The following is a 21,594-nucleotide window of genomic DNA, read 5'->3' as shown; positions in this document are numbered from 1 at the left end:
TCCTTTTTATTGAATCCAGCCGCGCCCGTCCGGGCGCGCAGCGCTCACGCCATGAGGCGGGCCTCGGCGTCGGCATCCCAGCCAGGCGCCGATACCGGCGCGGCATTGCCTTGGCGCAATCCGTCGAATACGCGGGCGAGTTCGGCCGCGACCCGTTCCCAGGTGAACAATCGGTCGGCGCGGCGCGCGCCCGCCAGCCCCATGTTTGCCGACAGTCTCTGATCGCGGGCCAGGCGCGCCAGCCGCGCCGCCAGCGCGTCCGGATCCTTGGGCGGGACGAGGAAGCCGGTTTCGCCATCGACCACGGTATAGCGGATGCCGCCCGTATCCGAGCCGACCACCGGCCGTCCACAGGCCATCGCCTCCACGGGCGTGATGCCGAACGGCTCGTACCATGGCGTCGTCACGAATACATCGCTGGCGCAGTAGTAGCGCCGCAACTGGCCGCGGCCGCGGCGCCCGGTGAATTCCACGAAATCCAGCACGCCTTCCTGCCGGGCGACCGCCTTCAGCCGGGCAAGCTCGGGTGTGGCGGCGTCCAGCGGCTGGGCGGTGTTTCCCCCCACGACGCAGAGGCGGGCATCGACGCCGTATTTCTTGCGCAAGCGCGCCATGCCCCGGATCACGTTATCGACCCCCTTGCGCGGAACCATGCGCCCGAGTTGCAGAATATAGAAGGCATCCTTGTCCCAGCCGAGAGAAGCGCGCGCCGGGCTGCGTTCCATCGGCCACATTTCCTGCGGGTCGAAGCCGCAAGGAACCATGCGGATGCGTCGCGGGTCGGCGCCGTACAGGTCTATCAGGTCGCGCCTGTCCTGCGGGCACTCGGCGATAATGCAATCGGCTTCCTGGACGATTTCGTCTTCGATGTCGAAGCGGCAATCGGGAAATCGGTCCGCCTCGGCCTGATGCAGGCGGCGCACACGGCCCAAGGCATGGAAGGTCACGGCCAGGGGAATGCCGAATCGCCTGGCGACAGGCAGCGCGGCCATGGCCGACATGAAGAAGTTGGCATGCACGAGCTCATAAGACTCGCTGTGTGTTCCAAAGTAGCGCTGCATGAAAGCGCCGAATTCGCCCATGTAAGGCAATAAATCTTCTTTAGGCAGATAGCGCGCCGGCCCGGCGGGCACGTGCACGATGCGCACCCCCTCGCCCCAGTCCATTTCCAGGGGCAGATGGGGGCTGTCGAGCCTTGTGAAGACGTCCACTTTATCGCCCTGCGCGGCCAATTGGCGCGCCACCTGGGCCACATAGACGTTCTGTCCTCCGCTGTCGACGCTACCCGCCAGGGCGATCGGCGACGCATGTTCACTGACAATGGCAACTCTTCGCATGATGCTCTCCATTCTTGTTATGTCAAAGCGCCATGGCGCCCGCGTCCGGGTCGCCCCGTTGCACAGTGATGCGGTTATCAACGTCCTTGACGCCTATGCAATCGTCGGCGTAGTCCTCGATGGCGTGCTTGACGCGGCGATCCTTCACCGTGCCCTCGAGCGTCACCTTGCCTTCCGCGACGCTCACCGATACATCGGACACATCCAGGCCGCTATGGCTCAACTGCTCGCAGATGTCCTCGCGCACCCGTTCGTCCGAACGCGTATAACCCTTGGGTTGTATGCGCCTCGGCCCGTATGCGCCTTGCTGGCGCTGAAAGCGCGGATCCTCGTTCGAAAAGCCGCCATAACTGCTTTGGCCGGGATCGGCGCTGCGGCTGCGCAATACTTCGCCGCGGCCCGTGGCCCGCGCCCCCGGGTAGGCGCGTCCGCTATGGCCTTCGTCGCGGATGCGCTCGTCGCCGCGGCCGTAGTCGTCGCTGCGGTCATAGTCGCCGGAAAAGCCCTGGCGCGGGCCCTGGCTGTATTCGTGCCCGCGGCCATACTCGCCGGCGCGGCCGAATTGATTACCCCGCCCATACGAGCGCCGATCGAAGTCGACACGCTCGCCGCCCGTTCCACCGGCATCGCGCGGACCGCCCGTTGCGCCCTGTCCGGCGGTGCCGCGGCCTTGCCAATGGCGCGGCTGGTTGCCGCGGCCGCCCGGCGGATTACGCTGGTCCTGGAACGAGTCGTCGAAGTCCCGGTCGGGCTCGTAATTTGCGGGAGATCCATGGCGTCGCCGATCATCATTCTTCATTTCAGCCTCCTTAAAGCAAGAAATTTCCTGATGCCGCCTGGCGCTTTTACACAAGCGGCCGAGGCATCGAGAACAGCAAACGGTATGCCGCCGCCCTTTTCATGGCCGGGATGTCGCCCGATTTGCCCCGGATTGCTCTCGATTCGGCCCCCGCACGCGCCTAGGGCACTTCTTACCTGCGTCGGTAATTTATGACGGGCATCCCGCGCCATGCGCCCCCGGCTGGAAGCGCCGGCAGCCCTGCGCAGCCGGCTTTTTCACAGGCTGGACAAGCGCTTCGAAGGGCCGGAAACGATCAGATACGTCTGACGGTTTTTGTTTACGTGGCCTGGCACAGACTTTGCGTGTTTATCCAACGTGCTTCTGTAAGCCTCGCAAATAAACCAGTTGGGAGATAAGAATTGACTCAAATTACCTATGAGATGCAGGCGCGCCAGCAAACCAGCCTGACACCCCGCCTGCAGCAATCCGTCAAGCTATTGCAGATGTCTACACTGGACTTCAGCCGCGAAGTGGCTCAAGCCATCGCCACCAATCCTTTTCTGGAAGAACCCGACGAGCAGGCGCCATCCGAAGACGCGGCGGCCGTCCACGATACCGATGGCGACATGCTGGCCATGCCTGCCGGCGGGGATGGGCCGGAAAGCTATGCTGATGCCGGCGAGCCTGCGGAGCACGCGGCGCCGGAACCCGAATACATCGCCGCCAGCCAGGCCGATGCGCCCGCCTATTCAGGCGACTACCCCACCCAGCGCAACGCCGACCAGCCCGACAGCGACGTCGGCCAGTGGGCGCGCAGCACCGGCAATCTGCAGCAGGCCTTGCGGGCCGATCTTTGCAGCTATCAATTGAGCGAAAGAGAGCGCTATCTGACCGAGTACATTATTGAAGCGCTGGACGACGACGGCTATTTGCGGGTTCCGTTTGCCGAGCTGGCCAATGTAAAGGAATTCTCGCCGCCCGTCGGCGATGACGAGTGGGAAATCGCGCTGCGGCTGGTGCAGCAATTGAGCACTCCGGGCCTGGCGGCGCGCAACCTGACGGAGTGCCTGACGCTGCAACTGGCGGCCTTGCCGGACGATACGCCGGGCAGGGCGATGGCCACGCGCATTATTGGCGAGGCGCTAGAGCGGCTGGGGCGCTGCGACTATGCGGGGCTGGCGAAGGCGATGGGCTGCCCGGAGGAGGAGATCCAGGAAGCCTGCCTGCTGATACGTACGCTTGCGCCGCGGCCCGGCGGGCGGTACACCTCGGTGGACCCGTCGTGCTATGTGATACCGGACGCGTTTGTGCGCAAGATTGGGCGGCTTTGGGTGGCGACGACCAATGAAGAGGCTACGCCGCAGGCGCGCTTGAACAGCACTTATGCGCAGCTGTTTCGCCAGAGCCGCTATGGTGAGCGCTCGCTGATGGCGCAGGCTTTGCAAGAGGCGCGCTGGCTGATGCGCAGCCTGGAGCAGCGCAAGAGCACGATACAGCGGGTGGCGCAGGCGATTGTGGCGCGCCAGCAGACTTTCTTCGATTATGGCGAGATTGCGCTGCGGCCCATGATGTTGAGCGAAATCGCGGATGAGCTGGGCATGCACGAGTCGACGATTTCCCGGGCGACGAGCAACAAGTATCTGGCGTCGCCGCGCGGGATATATGAGTTCAAATCGTTTTTCTCGCGCGAGCTGGCAACCCAGTCGGGAGGCACTTGCTCGGCGGTAGCGGTGCGGGCGCTGATCCAGGAGATGATAGACGGCGAGAATCCCAAGGAGCCCTTGTCGGACGTGGTGCTGGCGCGCAAGCTCGCGCGGGAAGGCGTGGTGGTGGCGCGGCGCACGGTGTCCAAGTACCGGTCCCAGATCAAGTGCCCCCCCGCGGAGCTGCGGCGCCGGCCGGCGTATCCGTAGACTGACAGGGCCCGTCCAATAAACGCAATCGCCAGGCCTGATACCAGCGCCCGTCCAATCAAGCAATTGTCCAGGCGCCGCGGGCGGGTGTGGGTTGGGCGAAAGTTTGAGCAAGCCGCGCAGGCGGCCTGTTTCCGGGAGGCAAGCCCGCGCTTGTTTGAGCGAGTGCTTACGGGCAGCCGGGGGCTGCCCGTTCCGCGAGTTCGCGGGCGCCCGGAAACAGGTTGACTGCGCGGGCAGTCACGGGCGAAGCCCGGGACCGCAGCGATATTGAGCCCAACCCACACCCGCCCGCGGCGACGGGTTAAGAACAACGCAAACCACAGCGATCCGAGCATTGCCTTCAGATGCACCGTGCGTGATAATCAAGCCCGCCTCTACCCGCCGGCCGCGCCTATCTCTGGAACCTTGAACAACAATGCACAACCCGGACCTGCCCAATATCGTCCTGCTCGGAACCGGCGGCACCATCGCCGCCACGGCGGACAGCGCCACCATACTTGCCGACTACTCCGTCACCCAGGGCGTGGACTCCCTCCTGACCGCGGTGCCTGAAATCGCCAGCCTGGCCAATATCCGCTGCCGGCAGGTCTTCAACGTCGAAAGCCACGCCATTACCAACAGCATGCTGCTCAAACTCGCTGCCCGCGTCAATAAAGAACTGGCCGACTCCGCCGTCGACGGCGTGGTCGTCACCCACGGAACCGATACCCTCGAAGAAACCGCTTATTTTCTCAACCTTACCGTAAAAAGTTCCAAGCCCGTGGTCATCGTCGGGGCCATGCGGCCGGGCTCCGCCTTGAGCGCCGACGGGCCGCTGAATTTATACAATGCCGTGTTGCTCGCCGGCAGGCCGCAAGCGGCCGGCCATGGGGTATTGGTCATGTTGAATGACAAAGTGGGCGCGGCGCGCTTCATCAGCAAAGCCAGCACAAGCCAGGTCGATGCGTTCCGGTCTTACGACCAGGGCCATATCGGCCAGGTCCATAACGGCCGGGTCCATATTTTCCAGACCCCCGCGCCCCTGCATACCACCGGCACCGACTTCAACGTGGCGGGCGTCAAATCGCTGCCCTGGGTCGATATCATCTACGACCACCAGAACGCCGGCGCGCATCTGTATGAAGCATCCATCCATGCCGGCGCGCGGGGCATCGTGATCGCCGCCACCGGCAACGGCAGCCTGTCTCCGCAAGTGCGCAAAGGCATAAAGATGGCGGCCCGCGGCAAAGTGCTATGCGTACGGTCCAGCCGGGTGGGCTCGGGCGTGGTTTCGTCCAGCGCCAGCGATAGCAAACTGGGGCTTATTTCCAGCAACTCCCTGAACCCGCAGAAAGCGCGGATATTGCTGATGCTGGCCCTGGGCAACACCAGCGACCGGGAAAAAATCCAGTCGTACTTCGATCGCTGCTAAACAGCGCCGCCGGCGCAAAGACGGCGCCGGCTTTCGAAGCGCCGCGGCCGGCCGCTGTAAGGGTCGGTGAATTCGATTGCGCGGGCGAGCAGTTGCAAAGGCCTGCTGAAGTCGTCGGAGCCGGCGTAGGGCTGGAGCTCGGGATAGAAGCTATCGTTGCGGATGGGCAGCCCCAAGGCGCTCATGTGGACGCGCAACTGGTGCTTGCGGCCCGTATGCGGGCGCAAGCGATAGCGCCCGAGGCCGCCCTCGGGCGCCGCGTCGCAGGCCTGCTTCGCATCGCCGCAAGCATCGTCCCGCGGCCCGGGCGCCGCCGCGGCAATTACCTCAATCAATTCGATGAACGTTTCGCTATTCGCTACGCCCGGCGTCTCCTGCATGGTGAAGTGGCCCGCCCTGGCCTGCATGCGGCTGCGATACACCAGGGGCAGGCCGAGATCGGCGCGCAAGGGCGCTATGGCCTCGTATTCTTTCCTCACGGCGCGGCTCTGGAACAGGGTCTGATAGGCGCCGCGGCTTTCAGGGTCGGCGCAAAAAAGCAGAACCCCTGCCGTATCCCTGTCCAGCCTGTGTATCGGGCTCAGCAATGGCAGGTCCAGCGCCGCGCGCAAGCGCGTCAACGCCGTTTCCCGCAGATAGCGGCCGCCGGGGATGCTGGCCAGGAAATGCGGTTTATCGACCACCACCAGGCGATCATCGCGGAACAGCACCGGCAAGTCGAACGGCACGGGCGCTTCGGCGGGCACTTCGCGGTAATACCAGAGCCAGCGCAAGGGCTGGTACGGGCTGTCCAGCGTTTGCGGCAGGCCGGCGTCATCGACGATATCGCCACGCGCCAACCGGGCCCGCAAGATGTCGGGCGGAACATGCTCGAAGCGCTCGAGCAGGAAATCGAGCAGCCGGACCCAGGGCCCCGGCGGCAAATGCACGCGGCTGGGCGCGACACCGTTGCGCAGCGGCAAAGGGGCAGGGCCAGCCGATGCGCTGCGGCGTTTATTCAAGCCTGGGCCGTCCAGTCCAGGATCACCTTGCCGCTCCGGCCCGACAGCATGGCATCGAATCCGGCGCGGTAATCGTCGACCGGGTAGCGATGCGTGATGATAGGGCCGAGGTCCAGGCCGCTTTGCAGCATGGCCACCATCTTGTACCAGGTCTCGAACATTTCGCGGCCGTATATGCCCTTGATTTCCAGGCCTTTGAAAATGACCTGGTTCCAGTCTATGCCGAAGCCCGCCGGAAGAAGGCCCAGCATGGCGATCTTGCCGCCATGGTTCATCTGCTCGAGCATGGACGTGAAGGCGCTGGGCACGCCCGACATTTCCAGCCCCACGTCGAAACCTTCGGCCATGGCCAGCTCTTTCATGACGTCGGGCAGCGCTTCGCGCGCCACATTCACTGTGCGGGTCGCGCCCATTTCCTTGGCCAGGGCCAGGCGATAATCGTTCACGTCGGTAATCACGACATTGCGGGCGCCTACGTGCCGGGCGATCGCCGCCGCCATGGCGCCTATCGGTCCGGCGCCGGTGATCAGCACATCTTCGCCGACCAGGTCGAAGGCCAGCGCGGTATGGGTGGCATTGCCGAAGGGGTCGAAGATGGCGGCCAGTTCGTCGGACACATCATCGGGAATCTTGAAGGCGTTGAACGCCGGGATCGCCAGGTAATCGGCGAACGCCCCCGGCCGGTTCACGCCGACGCCGGAGGTATTGCGGCAAAGATGGCGCCGGCCCGCGCGGCAATTGCGGCAGAAGCCGCAGGTGATGTGGCCCTCGCCGGACACCCGGTCGCCTATTTTGAAGCCGCTGACTTCCTGCCCGATCTCGACGATCTCTCCCATGTACTCATGGCCGACATGCATAGGCACGGGTATCGTCCTGCTGGCCCAATCGTCCCACTTCCAGATATGTATGTCCGTGCCGCAGATGGCGGTTTTCTTTATCCTTATCAGCACATCATTGTGGCCGACCGTGGGCCGCGGGACATCGGCGAGCGTCAAGCCGGCAGCCGGTTCAAGTTTTGCGAGGGCCCGCATGTTGTGCTCCAGAAAGGCTTGAGATTCGGTCGGAAAACTATGCGATGACGCCCAGGCGGCGGCCGACCTTGGCGAAGGCGTCGACCGCCTTCGCGATGTGCTCGGGCGTATGAGAGGCGCTCATTTGGCTGCGGATGCGCGCCCGGCCTTTGGCCACGACAGGGTAAGAAAAACCGATGACGTACACGCCTTCGCGCAACAGCTCGTCGGCCATGCGTCCCGCCAATTGCGCGTCGCCCAGCATGACGGGAATGATCGGATGTTCACCGGGCACCAGATCGAAACCCAGTTCCGCCATGGCTAGCCGGAACTGCCGGCCGTTGGCGTGCACGCGCTGGCGCAATGCCTCCCCCTCGCCGCTTTGCAGCAAGTCCAGCACGCGCAGCGACGCCGCGACTATCGCCGGCGCCAGCGTATTGGAAAACAAATAGGGGCGCGAACGCTGCCGCAGCAGCTCGACTATGGATTCGTGCGCCGCCACATACCCGCCCGAAGCGCCGCCCAAGGCCTTGCCCAGCGTACCGGTGACGATATCGACCCGCCCTTCAACCCCGCAGTATTCCGGGGTGCCGCGGCCATGGGCGCCAATAAAGCCCACGGCATGCGAGTCGTCCACCATCACCATGGCATTGAATTCATCGGCCAGGCCGCATATCGATTGCAGGTCGGCAATAATGCCGTCCATGGAAAACACGCCGTCAGTGGCGATCAGCTTGTAGCGCGCGCCGGCCGCGTCGGCCGCCTGCAATTGCGCCCGCAGGTCGGCCATGTCGTTGTTGTGATAGCGATAGCGCCTGGCCCGGCACAGCCGCACGCCGTCTATGATGCTGGCGTGGTTCAGGGCATCGCTGATGATGGCGTCGTTTTCGTCCAGCAGCACTTCGAACAGGCCGCCGTTGGCGTCGAAGCAGCTGGAATACAGGATGGCATCGCCCATCCCCAGGAATTTGGCCAGCGACTGTTCCAGCTGCTTGTGGCCGATTTGCGTGCCGCAGATGAAACGCACGGAAGCCAGGCCGAAGCCGGCTTCGTCCAACCCCTGCTTGGCCGCCGCGATCAAGCGCTGGTCATTGGCCAGGCCCAGATAGTTATTGGCGCAGAAATTCAGTACGCGGGATCCATCGGCCAGTTCCACCTGGGCCGACTGCTGCCCGGCCATGACGCGCTCGGCTTTGTAGAAGCCGTCGGCGCGCAATTGCTGGACCTGCCGCTGCACATGATCAAGGAAACTTTGCATAAAAGCCCGGGTAGCCAATGGAGGTAGGACATGGTTGCCAATATACCCCAAATGAAATCCCTAACTTGACGCGAGGGCCGGCCGAATCTACGATGCAACAATTGTTAACAAATCTATGTGAAGCCAAGCACTACCAAACGAGCATACCTATGCGGCACAGCAAGCGGCGGGCATTTATTCGATGGGCGGTCTTACTGCTCGGCGCATGTCTAAGTGCATCGGCTTTGGCGCAAGAACGGGTTGTTCGGGTGGGCGTATACGACAATGCCCCGAAAATACTCCTGGGCAAGGGCGGCCAGCCCGGCGGCATCCTGGGCGAATTGCTTGGCGCCATCGCCCAGGAAGAAGGCTGGACCCTGAAAACCGTGGCCTGCGTCTGGCAGGATTGCCTCGATGCGCTGCAGAGCGCGAATATAGACCTGCTGCCGGACGTGGCGTTCTCCGAATCGCGCGAGCACCTCTATGATTTCCACCAGACACCCGCGCTGCACAGCTGGTCGCAGGTCTATGAGCGCCGCGGCGGATCCATCAAGTCGATGCAGGATCTCGCCGGCAAGCGCATCGCCGCCCTGGCCGGATCGGCGCAGCATGACTACCTCGCCATGCTGACGGCCGATTTCGGCGTCCATCCCGCGCTGCTCGCCGCGGATACGCTGGAAGAGGGCTTCGATATGGCCGCCAACGGCGTGGCCGACGCGGCGATTGCCAACTATTTCTTTGGCGAATGGCATGCGGCCAAGTACGGGCTGATCGCCGCGCCCGTCATGTTCCAGCCCACCCGGCTGTTCTATGCGGCCAGCAAAGGCCGCAATGGCGATCTGCTGATGGCCATAGACCAGCGCCTGGAACAGTGGCAGAAAACGCCGGGCTCGCCCTATTACCGCGTCCTCCAGCGCTGGGGCGCGTCCCAGTCCCCCGCCATGGCGCCGCCGCCGTTCTGGTGGGCGCTGGCCGCGCTCGCCTGCCTGCTGATGCTGGCGATGGGCATAGCCGTCCTGCTCAAGGCCCAGGTTGCGCGCCAGACGCGCCATCTGCAGGCGAGCGAGGCCAAGCTCAACACCATACTCGACAGCGTCGACGCCCTTATCTACATCAAGGACTGCAATCTGCGCTATCTGTATGGCAATCGCAGGGTGTGCGAACTTTTCGGCAAATCGCCGGGCGAACTGATAGGCTGCACGGACGACGACTTCTTCGACAAGGGCACGCGCGCCCGAGTGCGCAAGGATGACCTGCGCGTCATAGAAAACGGCGAAAGAGTTGTATGCGAAGAACACAACATCACGGTCAACGGCAAGACCACCGACACCATCCTGTCCATCAAGATTCCTCTTCGAAACCCGCAGGGCAAGGTGGAGGCCTTGTGCGGCATTTCCACCGACATCACCGAACACCGGGCCGCCCAGCAGACGGCCCACCGGCTGGCCTTTTACGATCCGCTGACGGAGCTGCCCAACCGGCGGCTGCTTCTGGAGCGCATCAACCACGTCCTCGACAGCGCGGACCACGCGTCCAATCTCGGCGCCCTGCTGTTCATAGACCTGGATCACTTCAAGCGGATCAACGATGCGCGCGGCCACGATGTCGGCGACGCCGTGCTGTGCAGCGTCGCGCAGCGCCTGCAGGACATCACCCACAGCGAGGACACGGTGGCCCGCATAGGCGGGGATGAGTTCGTCATTCTGCTTGACGACGTCGGCCGGACCGAAGAAGAAGGCGCCCGCCAGGCCATGCTGACCGCCGAGAAAGTGCGCGCCGCCCTCGAGCAGCCCATAGTCATCAAGCGGCAGGATTACCTGGCCGGCGGCAGCATAGGGGTGACCCTGCTGACCCCGGGCAGCAAGTCGACGGCCGACGTGTTGCGCGAAGCCGATACGGCCATGTACCGCTCCAAGGAATCGGGCCGCAACCGCGTGGCCTTTTATGAAGCCAGCATGCACACCGAAGTCGACGACAGGCTGGCGCTGGAACACGATTTGACCCAGGCTATCGGCACGCCGCAGCTGGAGATGCAGATACAAGCGCAGTGGAACAGCGCCAGGCGGGTGGTGGGCGCCGAATTGCTGATCCGCTGGAACCATCCCGAACGCGGCGCCATTTCCCCGGAGGCCTTCATTCCGATAGCCGAAGAAACCGGCGTCATCCTGCGCCTGGGCGACTGGGCGCTGCAGCAAGCCTGCAAAGTGCTGGCACAGCTGAAACTGGCGGGGCAGCCCTACCCCCTGTCCATCAATGTCAGCCCGCGCCAGTTCAGGCAGGCCGATTTCGTCAAGCGGGTGCGGGAAATCCTCCAGGAGTCGGGCGCCCCGGCCGGGCAGCTGATTTTCGAAGTGACCGAAGGCGTCCTGATCGACGACCTGCAAGGCTCCATCAACCGGATGACGGAACTCAGCACACTGGGCGTGCGGTTCTCGATCGATGATTTCGGGACCGGCTATTGCAGCCTTGCCTACCTGAAACGCCTGCCCTTGTATGAACTGAAGATAGACGAATGCTTCATACGCGACACGCCTGGAAGCACCGACGACGTGGCCATCGTCAAGCTCATCCTGGCCATGGCCAGGCAATTGAACTTGAAAGTCGTGGCCGAAGGGGTGGAAACCCAGGAGCAGGCCGACTTCCTGATAGAAAACGGCTGCGATGCCATACAGGGCTACTTGTTCGCCCGCCCCATGACGGTCGCGGAATGGCTGGGCCGGGCAGCGGCCGCCTAGCCTATGAAGAGCGCAGGTACTTGAAAGTGCCCACCGCCGTCGCCAACAGTTCGGCGTCATCCAGCCACACCTCGGCCCGCGAAAAGTACACGCTGCGGCCCCTGCGCACCATATAGCCCTTGGCCACCAGGGCGGCGCCATCGCCGCTGCTGATGAAGTTGCTGGTCAGCGACAGCGTCAGGCTGCGCAGGGCCGGCTCGCCGGGGGCCGCATACAGCCCGCAATAACCACAGACCGAATCCAGCAGCGTGCAGATCACCCCGCCATGAATGCGGCCCGTGCGATTTCCCAGTTCCGGCGAAATATCCAGCCGCATCTCGGCATAGCCCGGCGACCAGTCCGTCAAGACGACGCCCAGCTGCTCGAGAAAAGGGTTGTCAATGGGAATCGATAGGGTGCTGGCGTCGGTCATGGGAAAAAGTGGTTGAAAGGCCAAAGACTAAAGCATAAACGACTTTGGCCTTGGCCGGTTTTACCTGTCCCAAGGCCCGGCTTGCGCCGGGCCGCCGGCAGCATGATTACCGCAATGCTTACTGCGGCACCCACTTTTCGGCCAGCCTGGCGTATTCGCCGCTGGCTTTGCTCAGGTGCAGCCACTGGTCCACAAACAGCTTGAACCGCATGTCGCCGTCGGGCACCAGATAGCCCATCTCGGCATACTGCAGAGGCTTGTCGGGGTTGACGGCGCACAGCCGAGGATCGCGCTTGCTCTGGACCTTGGCTTCCGCGGCTTCCGTCACGAACACATCGGCGCGGCCTTCGGCGACTTCATTGAAGATACCGATATTGTTGTCGTGCACGGCAAGCTTGGCCTGGTTCAGATGCGTTTTCGCGAAAGTCTCGTTGCTGCCGCCCGGGTTGTGGATCACGCGCACTTCCGGCTTATTGATGTCGGCGATGGTCTGGAACTTCTTCACGTTGCTGCACAAGGTAATGGGCGTCTTGCCATTGACCATGTATGGCTCGCTGAAGAAGGCCTTTTTTTGCCGCTCCAGCGACACGGAAATACCGCCGGCGCCGATATCGCACTTGCCCGAGGTAAAGTCGGCCATGAGATTGGACCAGCTGGTCTTGACGAATTCGACCTTGGCGCCCAGCGACTTGGCCAGGGAGCCCATCAGGTCCACATCCAGGCCCTCGAAACTGCCGTCCGGGTTATGGAAGCTGAAAGGCCGGTAATCGCCCGGCGTGCAGACGCGCAAAGTCTTGCCCGCCATCACGGTGTCCAGCGCGCTTTGGGCAGCCCCGGGGGTTTGGGCGCCGGCCAGGGCCGGCAGGCACAACAACGCTGAAGCGAGAAGGTGTTTCATTGGTTTGCTTTCAAGTAAGAGTTCGACAAAGTGCCTGTTCACCGGATTGTGCGCAGGCCGGGCCGGCTTGGCAATCCATGTTTCCACCTAGGGTCAGGCTGCGGCGGCTCTTTGCCGTCCGGCTTCGGAAACGTCTGGAATCGCTTGCCCGACTTGACCAAGCGCGGTCCCGCAGCGCCAGCGGACAAGTTCATCGATCGCCAAAATCGACAGATCATGGTGCATGGCGAAGCAATCAATATCCGCGGCGCTCCAGCACACCGCCCGGCGCGGCTCAATCCAGTTGGCCGGATCCTGTGCCGGGCTCTGCCCTTGCCCCCTCCGCTTCCGGATCCGTCCCGACGATCAATTCCAGCCTCTCGCTTTCGAAATCGGCGTGCAGGGGTTCCAGCGCGGGCATGGTCTTGTTCGCCTTGGATGAAAGCTCGTTGAAGCGGGAGGCCTTGCCGTACAGCCCCTGCTGCCCCGCGACGGCCTTGACGGTTTCGTTGTACTGCCTGCTGACGGTGTCCAGGTTGGCGCCGAGCTTCTTGAGGCGTTCGGCCACGACCACGACCTGGTTATAGATTTCGCCGGCGCGGGCGCTCAATTCGTGCGCTTGCTGGTTGCTGCGGGCGACCATCCACAGATTGGCCACGGTCTTGAGTATGGGCATCAGCGTGGTGTGCGAGACCATGATCACGTTGCGCTGGTAGCCGTAGTCGAACAGGTCCTTGTTGTGTTTCATCGCCTCGATGTAGGCTGGCTCTATCGGCATGAACATCAGCACAAAGCTGGGGCTGCGCATGCCGACCAGGTTGCTGTAGTCCTTCTTGCTCAGGTCATCGATGTGATTGCGCACGGCCCGGACGTGGGCGTCCAGGGCCGCATGCATCTCGGCTTCGCTTGCCGCGGCGATGGCGCGGTCGTAATCGACCAGCGATACCTTGCTGTCTATCACCATGTGCTTGAGGTCGGGCAGCTTGATGACGAAATCGGGGTGGCGATTGTTGCCCTGCTCGTCCTTGAAGCGCGCCTGCGATTCGTAGTGGTCCCCCGCGGCCAGCCCGGCCAGCTGCAGGGTGCGCTCCAGCTGTACCTCGCCCCAGTTGCCGGTGGTTTTCTTGTCGCCTTTCAGGGCGGTGGCCAGGGTATTGGCTTCGGCGCTCATTTTCAGGCCCACCTCCAGCATGCGCTTGATTTCCGAGCCCAGCGATACATTGCCGCGCAGGGTTTCGTCATGCACCTGGTTGACGCGCTTCTGGAAGCCGTCTATCTGTTCACGGAAAGGCTTGAGCAGGGCGTCCAGGGAGCTCTGGCTGTTTTGCGCAAAGGTTCTGCCCTTTTCCTCCAGTATCTGGTTGGCCAGGTTCTGGAATTCGGCCTTGAGCTGGACTTTGGATTCCTCGAACGAGGCCTTCATTTCCTGGAAGCCGGCGATTTTCTCGCCATATATGGCTTGCAGCTCGGTCAGCTCATTATCCAGCTGCGCCGCGCGCAGGCCCAGCCGCTGGGCATCGGCATCCTTGATGGCGAGTTCCGCCTTGGCCTCGTCCAGGCGTTCGCGCAGGCTCTGCGCGGTCGACTCGCTGCGGGCCAGCTGGCGGTCGATATGGCCTTTTTCAGCGCCCACGATGCTGAGCTGGTTTTTGGCCTGTTCCAGCTGCGCCCGCAAATCGGCGAGCTGCTCGCCCCGCTGCCTGGCAAGATTCTGGACCGAGGCCAGCTCCTCGCGCACTATGCTCAAGCCGCGCCGCGACAATATAAAGGCAATAGCCGCCCCCAGCAGGGCTCCGACTATGGCGAGCAAAGCGCCCGTCATTTCGGGGGTAATGTCATTCACGATCTCATCCTTTTAATAATCTGGCGCCTTCTGCCGCGAACCGCGGGGCCGCCGGCAACTTCCACCGGCGCAGGCAGCGACAAGGATAGCAGTCCGCGGATGGAAAGCGGGCCTTGGCGCCGCCCATTCGGCCCACATCGCCGGAAGGCATATACAAATTTCCTATACATATGGACCGCTGGATTTATATAGCCGGCGAGCATGATAAATTAACAACTACTACATTAAAGTAATCTGAATTGCTTTAAGATTTATCAAAATCCGACAAGCAGGCACAAGCAACTCTTTGGACTGAAGCATCATGCGTAAACTTCTTACAGGATTGGCCGGCGCAGTTGCGTTGGTTGCTTCTTTCACGGCTCCCGCAGCCGAATCCTGGCCGCCCGCCAACAAGGCGATACAAGTCATCGTTCCGGGCCCGGGCGGCGGCGGCACGGGCGATACCATCGCGCGCCTGATCGCGGAACAGCTCAGCCAGAAACTGAAGGGCAATTTCATTGTGGAAAATCACGCCGGCGCCAATGGCAACATCGGCGCCGGCATTGCGGCGGAAGCGCCCAATGACGGCTCCAAATTGTTGTTCTCATGGGCGGGAACGCTGGCGGTAAGTCCCAGCCTGTACAAGAAGCTGCCGTTCGACCCGCAAAAAAGCTTCGATGCGATCGGGCTGATTGCCGAGGTGCCCAATATCCTGGTCGTGAACAACGACTTGCCTGTCCATAATATGGCGGAGTTCACCGACTACGTCAAAAAGCACCCCGGCGTGGTCAATTTCGGCTCCACCGGCAACGGCAGTTCCATGCACCTTGCGGGCGAGCTCTATATGGGCGAAACCTCCACGAACATGGTGCATGTGCCTTATAGCGCCCCCAGCCAGGCCACCACGAACCTGATTTCGGGTGAAATCCAGTCCATGTTCCAGTTGATCCCGGGTATTGTGGGGCAGGTCAAGGCCGACAAGGTCAGGGCTCTGGGCGTGATGGCCCGCGAACGGTCGAGCGCCCTGCCCGATGTGCCGACCATGGCCGAACAAGGTTATCCGCAATTGTTGTCGTCGACCTGGTTTGCGCTTCTGGCGCCCAAGGGCACGCCTGCCGATGTCATCGAGCGCGGCAACAAGGCGCTCAACGACATCCTGCAAGATCCCGAAGTCAAGCAGAAACTGGCGGGCATGGGCGCGAGCACCCTGGGCGGCACGCCGCAGGATCTGGACGACCTGCTGGCGTCCGAACTGAAGAAATGGAACAAGGTTGTCACCGACGCCAATATCCAGGTGCAGTAAAGAATCCGGCGACCTACAATAGCCTCACCACGGGCCAAAGCGCAAGCCTCGTCGTTTACGGCGAGGTCAAGCGAGGCAGTTTCATCTGGAGCCGAAGGCTGCCCCGAATCGTGGCGCGGAAGCTCCGGCTCTTGGGCCGGAGTTCTGCACAATAAAAATAACCCGACAGCATACTTTCTAGAGAGCTGCCATGACTGAGACTATTGGATGGGTAGGGCTGGGAAAAATGGGGCTGCCCATGGCCCAGCGCCTTTTGCAGGCCGGCTATCCGCTGCATGTCTGGGCGCGCAATCCCGAACAGACACTCACCCTGCGCAAGCAGGGAGCCAGGGTAGCCACCGACCTGCTGGAGCTGGCGCAGCGCTGCCAGACCGTATGCACCATTCTGGGCGACACGCGCGATGTGGAAAGCGTCTACGAGAAGCTGCTGCCAGGCATGCAGCCCGACAGCATTTTTATCGATATGACCACCGCCGCGCCGCGAATGGCCGCGGCCCTTGTGAAACTGACGGCCACGCGCGGCGCGCAGTTTCTTGACGCGCCGGTGACCGGAGGCGTCGCGGGGGCCGCCAACGGCACGCTGACCCACTTTGTCGGCGGCGATGCGGCTGTTCTGCAACGCAGCGCCGCCCTGCTGGCCCAACTGGGCCAGCGCGCCGTCCATTGCGGCGCGGCGGGCTCGGGCTACCGCATGAAACTGGTCAACCAGACGATGATTGCAGGCGTATTCCTGGGCCTGGCGGAAGGCCTTGCGCTGGCGCGTTCCAGCCATTTCGACATCAGGCTGTTGAATACCGCCTTGAGCAAGGGCACCGCCTCGGGGATGCTGTTTGATTCTTATGCGCAGCGCATGATGCACGGCAGCGGCGACGTCACGTTTACCTTGGGCTTGCTGCGCAAGGACTTGCGCCTGGCCCAGGCCGAGGCCGAATTCCAGCAGCACCCATCGCCGTTCCTGAAGTTCGCGGTCCAGTACCTGAACACGGCATGCGAGCGTTTCGGCGCGCATGCCGGGGTTCAGATGCTAAGCCAGCTGGAGCAGTAGCGGCGCGGGGCCGCGCCGGCGGCCGCAATGGCGGCCGGCCGGCTTCCTATGCCGCGGAAAATACCGGCTCGCCCAGGTTCAGCATCAGGCGATTGGCCCAGGCAAAAATCGACGCGGCATGCAGCAAGTCAAGTATTTCGGCGTCATTCATGCCGACGTTTTTCAATGCCTGGATGTCGCCCGGCCCGATGCGGTCCGGCGCTTCGGTCAGGCGGATTGAAAATTGCGCAATGGCTTGCTCGCGCTCGGTGGCGCCCGCCGTGCGCGGGTCGTCGAATACCTGCGCCACGGTGGCGTTCTGCTTGGCCAGCTGCTCATAGCGCTGCGCATGCACCGATGCGCAATACACGCAGCCATTGATGCGCGAAACCGTCAGCGCGCCGAGTTCGCGATCGGCGCGAGCCAATCCGCCCGGCGCGTACATGATGGCGTTATAGGCTTCGGAGCGCTGCTTGAGTATGGCCGGCTGATGCGCCAGCAGCAGGTAGTAATCGGATTCCTTGGCCTTGGGATGGCTCAGTTCCAGCACGGCTATCTGCTCCGGCGTTGCCGTGCCGGCATCGACCACGTCCAGCCATGCCTTCCAGTCCAGCGTTTCATTCGTGAAACCGTGGCTTTTGATGACGGCGCTCATGGCTGCGACTCCAGTGCTTTCATGGCTTGCAGGCCGGCCGCAAGGCGGATCTGATACGACAGGAAGGCGATCAATTGCGCCAGCGCGACGATGTCCGGCGTGGACACGCCCGCGGCCTGCAAGGCATGGACGGCGGCCTGGTCGCCTTCCACCGGTTTCTCGATCAGCTTGCGCGTAAACGCCAGCAGCGCCTTCAGGCGGGCCGACGGCATCCGTTCAGGCTGATTTCGTTCCACGCAGCCCACCAGCCCGGCATCGGCATTGTTTTGCGCCAGGGCATCGCGGTAGTGCCTGGCGAGTCCCGGCGCCTGGGAAAGCACGCAAGCGTAATACGCCACCAGCAGCCGTTCCTCGATGGCCGGCTGGCCCGCGGCCGCATCGAAAAAAAGCTCGTAGCTGCGCTGCGTGGCCTTCGCCACTTTTTCCCGCCCATGGCGGGTGGCGTACAAGGCCGTGCCGGGCGTCAGGCCAACCACGCTATCAATCAGATCGGCACCGGGCGGGGCATTCACGCTGTCCATAACATTCCCTCATGCTGCAAAAATAAAAAGCGGTCGCGGCCTACCCGGCGGGCGTCCATTCATCGCCGAACACTTCGGGCTCGTCGAAGGCCAGCAGCTCGGCATAATGTTCGCGGATGTTCTCGCCATACAGCAGGCTGGCTATGCCTCTGGACAGGCGCGCGGCGCCGTCGCTGATGGCCGGAATATCGCCGGACACCGTGCCGTGGCTGAGCGTCGCAGGATAGCAAAAACAATGCACGCGCGACAGGCCGGGCAGCGCGCCGGGTATTTTTTCTTGGAACTCGAAGCTGGGGCCCAGGTCGGGCGAGCCCCGCAATTCGGGGTCGTCCCCGCCTTCCGCCGGCCGATAGCGGTCGCCCCAGACGCGCAGCCGCGGCGCAATCGTGGCGTATTCCGGACGGCTATGGCTGTCGATCGCGAAGCCGGTGGCCAGGACCAGGAAATCCAGCTGGAAGATGCCATGGGGGGTCTCGACCCGCAATTGCCGGCCCTCTTCCTGCACCCGAAGGACCGGCGCGCCCAGGTGGAAACGGGCGTTGGCGTGCTGCGACACCCGCAGCAGGCTGGCGCGCGGCGGAGGCACCTGCTGCATATTGATGTAATGGCGTATGCGCCACTTCCATTCATCGGGCAGGTCGACATAGCCCTGGACAAAGCCCGGATTGCCGGCCCCCTTGCCTTTGTTGACGCGGGGAATATCCCCGCGGCGTATCAGCAGGTCGACGCTGGCCGCGCCGTTTTCCAGAGCGGTGCCGGCGCTGTCCATGGCCGAGGCGCCGGCGCCGACCACGCCGACCCGCAAGCCGCGCAGCGTGGAATAGTCCATGGCGTCGGATGAGTGCGCCCAGCGCTCGCGCGGGATGCCCTGGATGAAGCCGGGCACGCTGGCGCCGCCCAGGCCGGCCCGGCCGGTGGCCAGGACCACCCGGCGCGCGTACACCGGGAGCGCGCCAGAGGAAGCCTGCATTTTCAGCTCCACGTGATCGGGATGGGGAATGATGTCTTTGACGCAATGTTCGTTGCGGACATCGATTTTCAGGACGGCGCGGTACCAACGCAGGTACTCCATCCATTGCAGGCGCGGAATCTTGTCCAGTTCATTCCAGGCCGTCATGCCGAACTGCGCTTCGAACCAGGCGCGGAATGTCAGCGCCGGGAAGCCCAGCGCCGGCCCGGTGAGCTGCTTGGGCGAGCGCAGGGTGTCCATGCGCGCCGTGGTGGCCCACGGCCCCTCGAACCCTTCGGCGGCGCGGTCGTAGATACGCGCGCGCACGCCCAGGTTGGCCAGCGCGGCGGCGGCGGCCAGGCCCGCCATGCCGCCGCCGATAATGGCGACATCCAGCAATTCCTCGCCATTGACAGTGCCCGGCGGCACCCACCTCCGGGCGGGCAGGTCCAGCCAGGCAAGATCCTGGGCCAGGCGTTGCTCCAATGCGGCCAGGCCCGATGGGCTCGAAGGCGATGTGCTCATCATCGAGGCCTAGACCGCCTGGCCGTCCGCCGGCGCCGCGGGCTCGGAGGGATCATGGAAAGTGGGCAGGCCGCTGGGGTCGCCGCGCACAAAGCGCGGAATGCGCTCGACAGCGTAGTCCCACATCGCCTGGACGAAGCGCTGGCCTTCGCCGGACAGCGTGCGGTCGCGGTGCGTCAGCACCCCCATCATATAGGGCACGTGGATATCGATAGGCTTGAATACCACATTGTCCGGCGCGACAGTGGCGATCGTGAAAGGGTCTGCGAGCGCCACCCCGACTCCGGCCCGCACCAGCATCAGGGCGTTCACATATGACGTAGTTTCTATGTGGCGGCGCGGCTTGTCGGCCGGGGAGTCCTGCAGCAGCGCCGTCGACAGGCGATGCCGCAGGCCCGACCGGTTCGACATGGTGATTACCGTGGCGTCGCCGAGATCGGACAGCCGCACGACATCGCGGCTCGCCAGCGGATGGCCCACAGGCAGCGCCATCATGCAAGGCGCCTGCCCCGACCAGTGCAATTGGCAGCGGCCCAGGTCCATGGGCAGGCTGGTGATGCCGATATCGGCCTGCCCATCCGCCACCGCCTGCACCACGTCCGAAGGCAGCATGGTGTCGATATTCATCTTGTCTTCGAAGACGGGCGCGGTCCGCTCCAGCCTGCCCACCACCGCGGGCACCAGGGTCGCGCCCAGCGAGAAAGTCGCGGCGACCCGGAGAGGACGAGGCTGGCCGCGGGCGATCTCGCGGGTACGGGTATCCAGTTGCTGGAGCCCGGCCAGCACATTGTGCACTTCTTCGTAGAATTGCCGGCCCTGGTCGGTGAGCGTCACCTGCGGGCGGGTGCGCGTGAACAAGGTAAAGCCCAGCTCGTGTTCCAGATCCTGGATCTGGCGGCTCACCACGGGCTGCGATCGGTCGAGCAGCCGCGCCGCGGCCGTTACGCTGCCGGCGGAAAACACAGCGGCAAATGCCTCGAGTTGGCGGATTTCCATGATAGGCGCGCTATGCCTGTAAAAAAGTTATGGGAACAATACACTGTATGCGCATTATACATTTAGCAATGGCAATTATGCTTTGGCCGCATAATAACCATGCCAATAAAGTGGTTATTCCGCGGGCTTTTTTACTCCGAAGCAGTTTTCCAGGCCCGGGAAGACGCCCTGACGGACATCGCTGGCGTATTGCTCGACGGCGGAACGTATCACGGCGCCTACATCGGAATACTGCCTGGCGAACTTGGGAATGCGCGGGCCGCTCAAGCCCAGGATATCCTCGGTGACGAGTATCTGGCCGTCGCATGCCGGCGATGCGCCGATTCCTATGGTGGGAATGGCCAGCCTTTCCGTAATGCGCCGCCCCAGGGCTTCGGCCACCCCTTCCAGCACCACGCCGAAAGCGCCAGCCTGTTCATGCGCCACGGCGTCCAGCAATATGCGTTCGGCGGATTCGTCGGTCATGCCCTGGGCCTTGAAGCCCCCCATGGTGTTTACGTATTGGGGCATGAGGCCCACATGGGCCAATACGGGAATGCCGCGCTCGACCAGGAAACGAGTCGTATCGGCCAGCGCCGCGCCGCCTTCCATCTTGACGCCGTCCGCGCCGCTGGCGGCCAGCATTTTCGCCGCGTTGGCAAACGCCTGCTGCGGCGATTGCTGATAGCTGCCGAAAGGCATGTCGACGATCACACAGGCATGGCTGGTGGATCGCACCACGGCGCCGGCATGAGCGGCCAATTGGTCGACGGTGATCGACAGCGTATTGGGCAGGGCGTAGCCGACCATGGCCGTCGAATCGCCTATCAGTATCATGTCCAGGGCGTCGTCCAGCAAGCGCGCGAATGGCGCGATGTAGGCGGTAAGCGCCGCTATCTTCTGCTGGCCCTTGTAGGCCATCAGCTGGGGCACGCTGATACGCTTGGCCTGGCTATGCACACTCATCTTTGTCTCCTGAAATACCAAAACATCAAACGGGAAGAAACCAAATGAAGCTTTCCCGCAACTCAACAACCGTATAATCAGCCAGATTAAGCAAAAGAACAAATCGCTGTCCTCGGTCAATTACAAAACCACCAGCC

General features: G+C 63.1%; 18 protein-coding genes. 5 read left to right on the top strand and 13 right to left on the bottom strand.

The genetic code is table 11. The features are described 5' to 3' along the window. Positions 1 to 44: 44 nt before the first annotated feature. Both BUB23_RS06870 and BUB23_RS06865 read right to left on the bottom strand, forming a co-directional pair. The gene (locus tag BUB23_RS06870) at positions 45 to 1,337 is read right to left on the bottom strand and encodes a glycosyltransferase (protein WP_073102366.1); all 1,293 of its coding nucleotides are present in this window, start codon (positions 1,335 to 1,337) and stop codon (positions 45 to 47) included. Positions 1,338 to 1,359: 22 nt separating this feature from the next. Then, a complete protein-coding gene (locus tag BUB23_RS06865) occupies positions 1,360 to 2,136 on the bottom strand; it encodes a BON domain-containing protein (protein WP_073102365.1) in 777 nt (258 codons plus the stop codon). 401 nt (positions 2,137 to 2,537) lie between these two features. Between BUB23_RS06865 and BUB23_RS06860 the strand changes: the two genes are divergently transcribed. Next, positions 2,538 to 4,031 (top strand): RNA polymerase factor sigma-54, encoded by a 1,494-nt coding sequence (locus tag BUB23_RS06860; RefSeq protein ID WP_483878473.1) that lies wholly within the window; start codon positions 2,538 to 2,540, stop codon positions 4,029 to 4,031. 418 nt (positions 4,032 to 4,449) lie between these two features. After that, positions 4,450 to 5,445: an asparaginase gene (locus tag BUB23_RS06855; RefSeq protein ID WP_073102363.1), complete on the top strand. Its 996-nt coding sequence runs from the start codon at positions 4,450 to 4,452 to the stop codon at positions 5,443 to 5,445. Here the strand turns inward: BUB23_RS06855 and BUB23_RS06850 are convergent. The 3 genes from BUB23_RS06850 to BUB23_RS06840 are packed head-to-tail and all read right to left on the bottom strand — an operon-like array spanning position 5,442 to position 8,714. Continuing rightward, positions 5,442 to 6,446, bottom strand: a complete 1,005-nt coding sequence (locus tag BUB23_RS06850; RefSeq protein ID WP_245801188.1) for a pseudouridine synthase — start codon at positions 6,444 to 6,446, stop codon at positions 5,442 to 5,444. The genes BUB23_RS06855 and BUB23_RS06850 overlap by 4 nt on opposite strands. After that, a complete protein-coding gene (gene tdh / locus BUB23_RS06845; protein ID WP_073102362.1) occupies positions 6,443 to 7,477 on the bottom strand; it encodes an L-threonine 3-dehydrogenase in 1,035 nt (344 codons plus the stop codon). The genes BUB23_RS06850 and tdh overlap by 4 nt, the downstream gene beginning before the upstream one ends. A 37-nt stretch (positions 7,478 to 7,514) precedes the next feature. Further along, a complete protein-coding gene (locus BUB23_RS06840) occupies positions 7,515 to 8,714 on the bottom strand; it encodes a glycine C-acetyltransferase (RefSeq protein ID WP_073102361.1) in 1,200 nt (399 codons plus the stop codon). 224 nt (positions 8,715 to 8,938) lie between these two features. On the opposite strand from BUB23_RS06840, the gene BUB23_RS06835 reads away from it, so the two are divergent. After that, on the top strand, positions 8,939 to 11,428 hold the full coding sequence (locus BUB23_RS06835) for an EAL domain-containing protein (RefSeq protein ID WP_178372281.1): 2,490 nt from the start codon (positions 8,939 to 8,941) through the stop codon (positions 11,426 to 11,428). Position 11,429: 1 nt separating this feature from the next. Here BUB23_RS06835 and BUB23_RS06830 read toward each other — a convergent pair whose 3' ends face one another. The 3 genes from BUB23_RS06830 to BUB23_RS06820 all read right to left on the bottom strand — a co-directional run bounded on the left by BUB23_RS06830 (position 11,430) and on the right by BUB23_RS06820 (position 14,560). Next, complete coding sequence (locus BUB23_RS06830; protein WP_073102359.1) at positions 11,430 to 11,840, bottom strand: PaaI family thioesterase; 411 nt, start codon at positions 11,838 to 11,840, stop codon at positions 11,430 to 11,432. 118 nt (positions 11,841 to 11,958) lie between these two features. Continuing rightward, positions 11,959 to 12,738: a transporter substrate-binding domain-containing protein gene (locus BUB23_RS06825; RefSeq protein WP_073102358.1), complete on the bottom strand. Its 780-nt coding sequence runs from the start codon at positions 12,736 to 12,738 to the stop codon at positions 11,959 to 11,961. A gap of 274 nt (positions 12,739 to 13,012) precedes the next feature. Next, a complete protein-coding gene (locus tag BUB23_RS06820) occupies positions 13,013 to 14,560 on the bottom strand; it encodes a DNA recombination protein RmuC (protein ID WP_245801187.1) in 1,548 nt (515 codons plus the stop codon). 301 nt (positions 14,561 to 14,861) lie between these two features. Here BUB23_RS06820 and BUB23_RS06815 point away from each other — a divergent pair, with 301 nt between their 5' ends. Both BUB23_RS06815 and BUB23_RS06810 read left to right on the top strand, forming a co-directional pair. Then, entirely contained in the window at positions 14,862 to 15,842 is a 981-nt protein-coding gene (locus BUB23_RS06815; RefSeq protein ID WP_073102357.1) for a Bug family tripartite tricarboxylate transporter substrate binding protein, read from the top strand. Positions 15,843 to 16,032: 190 nt separating this feature from the next. Further along, positions 16,033 to 16,887: an NAD(P)-dependent oxidoreductase gene (locus BUB23_RS06810; protein WP_084135841.1), complete on the top strand. Its 855-nt coding sequence runs from the start codon at positions 16,033 to 16,035 to the stop codon at positions 16,885 to 16,887. A 46-nt stretch (positions 16,888 to 16,933) separates the two neighbouring features. Here the strand turns inward: BUB23_RS06810 and BUB23_RS27675 are convergent, their stop codons facing one another. The 5 genes from BUB23_RS27675 to panB form a co-directional block, all read right to left on the bottom strand. Beyond that, positions 16,934 to 17,521 carry a peroxidase-related enzyme gene (locus tag BUB23_RS27675; protein WP_073102355.1) on the bottom strand — a complete coding sequence of 196 codons (588 nt, stop codon included), beginning with the start codon at positions 17,519 to 17,521 and terminating at the stop codon, positions 16,934 to 16,936. After that, positions 17,518 to 18,042: a CMD domain protein gene (locus BUB23_RS27670; RefSeq protein WP_073102354.1), complete on the bottom strand. Its 525-nt coding sequence runs from the start codon at positions 18,040 to 18,042 to the stop codon at positions 17,518 to 17,520. Before BUB23_RS27670 ends, BUB23_RS27675 begins: the two co-directional genes overlap by 4 nt. Positions 18,043 to 18,082: 40 nt before the next feature. Continuing rightward, positions 18,083 to 19,516, bottom strand: a complete 1,434-nt coding sequence (locus BUB23_RS06795; protein WP_084135892.1) for an NAD(P)-binding domain-containing protein — start codon at positions 19,514 to 19,516, stop codon at positions 18,083 to 18,085. A 9-nt stretch (positions 19,517 to 19,525) separates the two neighbouring features. Then, positions 19,526 to 20,512, bottom strand: a complete 987-nt coding sequence (locus BUB23_RS06790; protein ID WP_073102352.1) for a LysR family transcriptional regulator — start codon at positions 20,510 to 20,512, stop codon at positions 19,526 to 19,528. Between the two features lie 114 nt (positions 20,513 to 20,626). Next, a complete protein-coding gene (gene panB / locus BUB23_RS06785; protein WP_073102351.1) occupies positions 20,627 to 21,457 on the bottom strand; it encodes a 3-methyl-2-oxobutanoate hydroxymethyltransferase in 831 nt (276 codons plus the stop codon). Positions 21,458 to 21,594: the final 137 nt, after the last annotated feature.

This window comes from Pollutimonas bauzanensis, from assembly GCF_900129885.1.
Taxonomy (GTDB): Bacteria; Pseudomonadota; Gammaproteobacteria; order Burkholderiales; family Burkholderiaceae_B; genus Pollutimonas; species Pollutimonas bauzanensis.
This window is presented reverse-complemented; position numbering and strand designations above follow the sequence as displayed.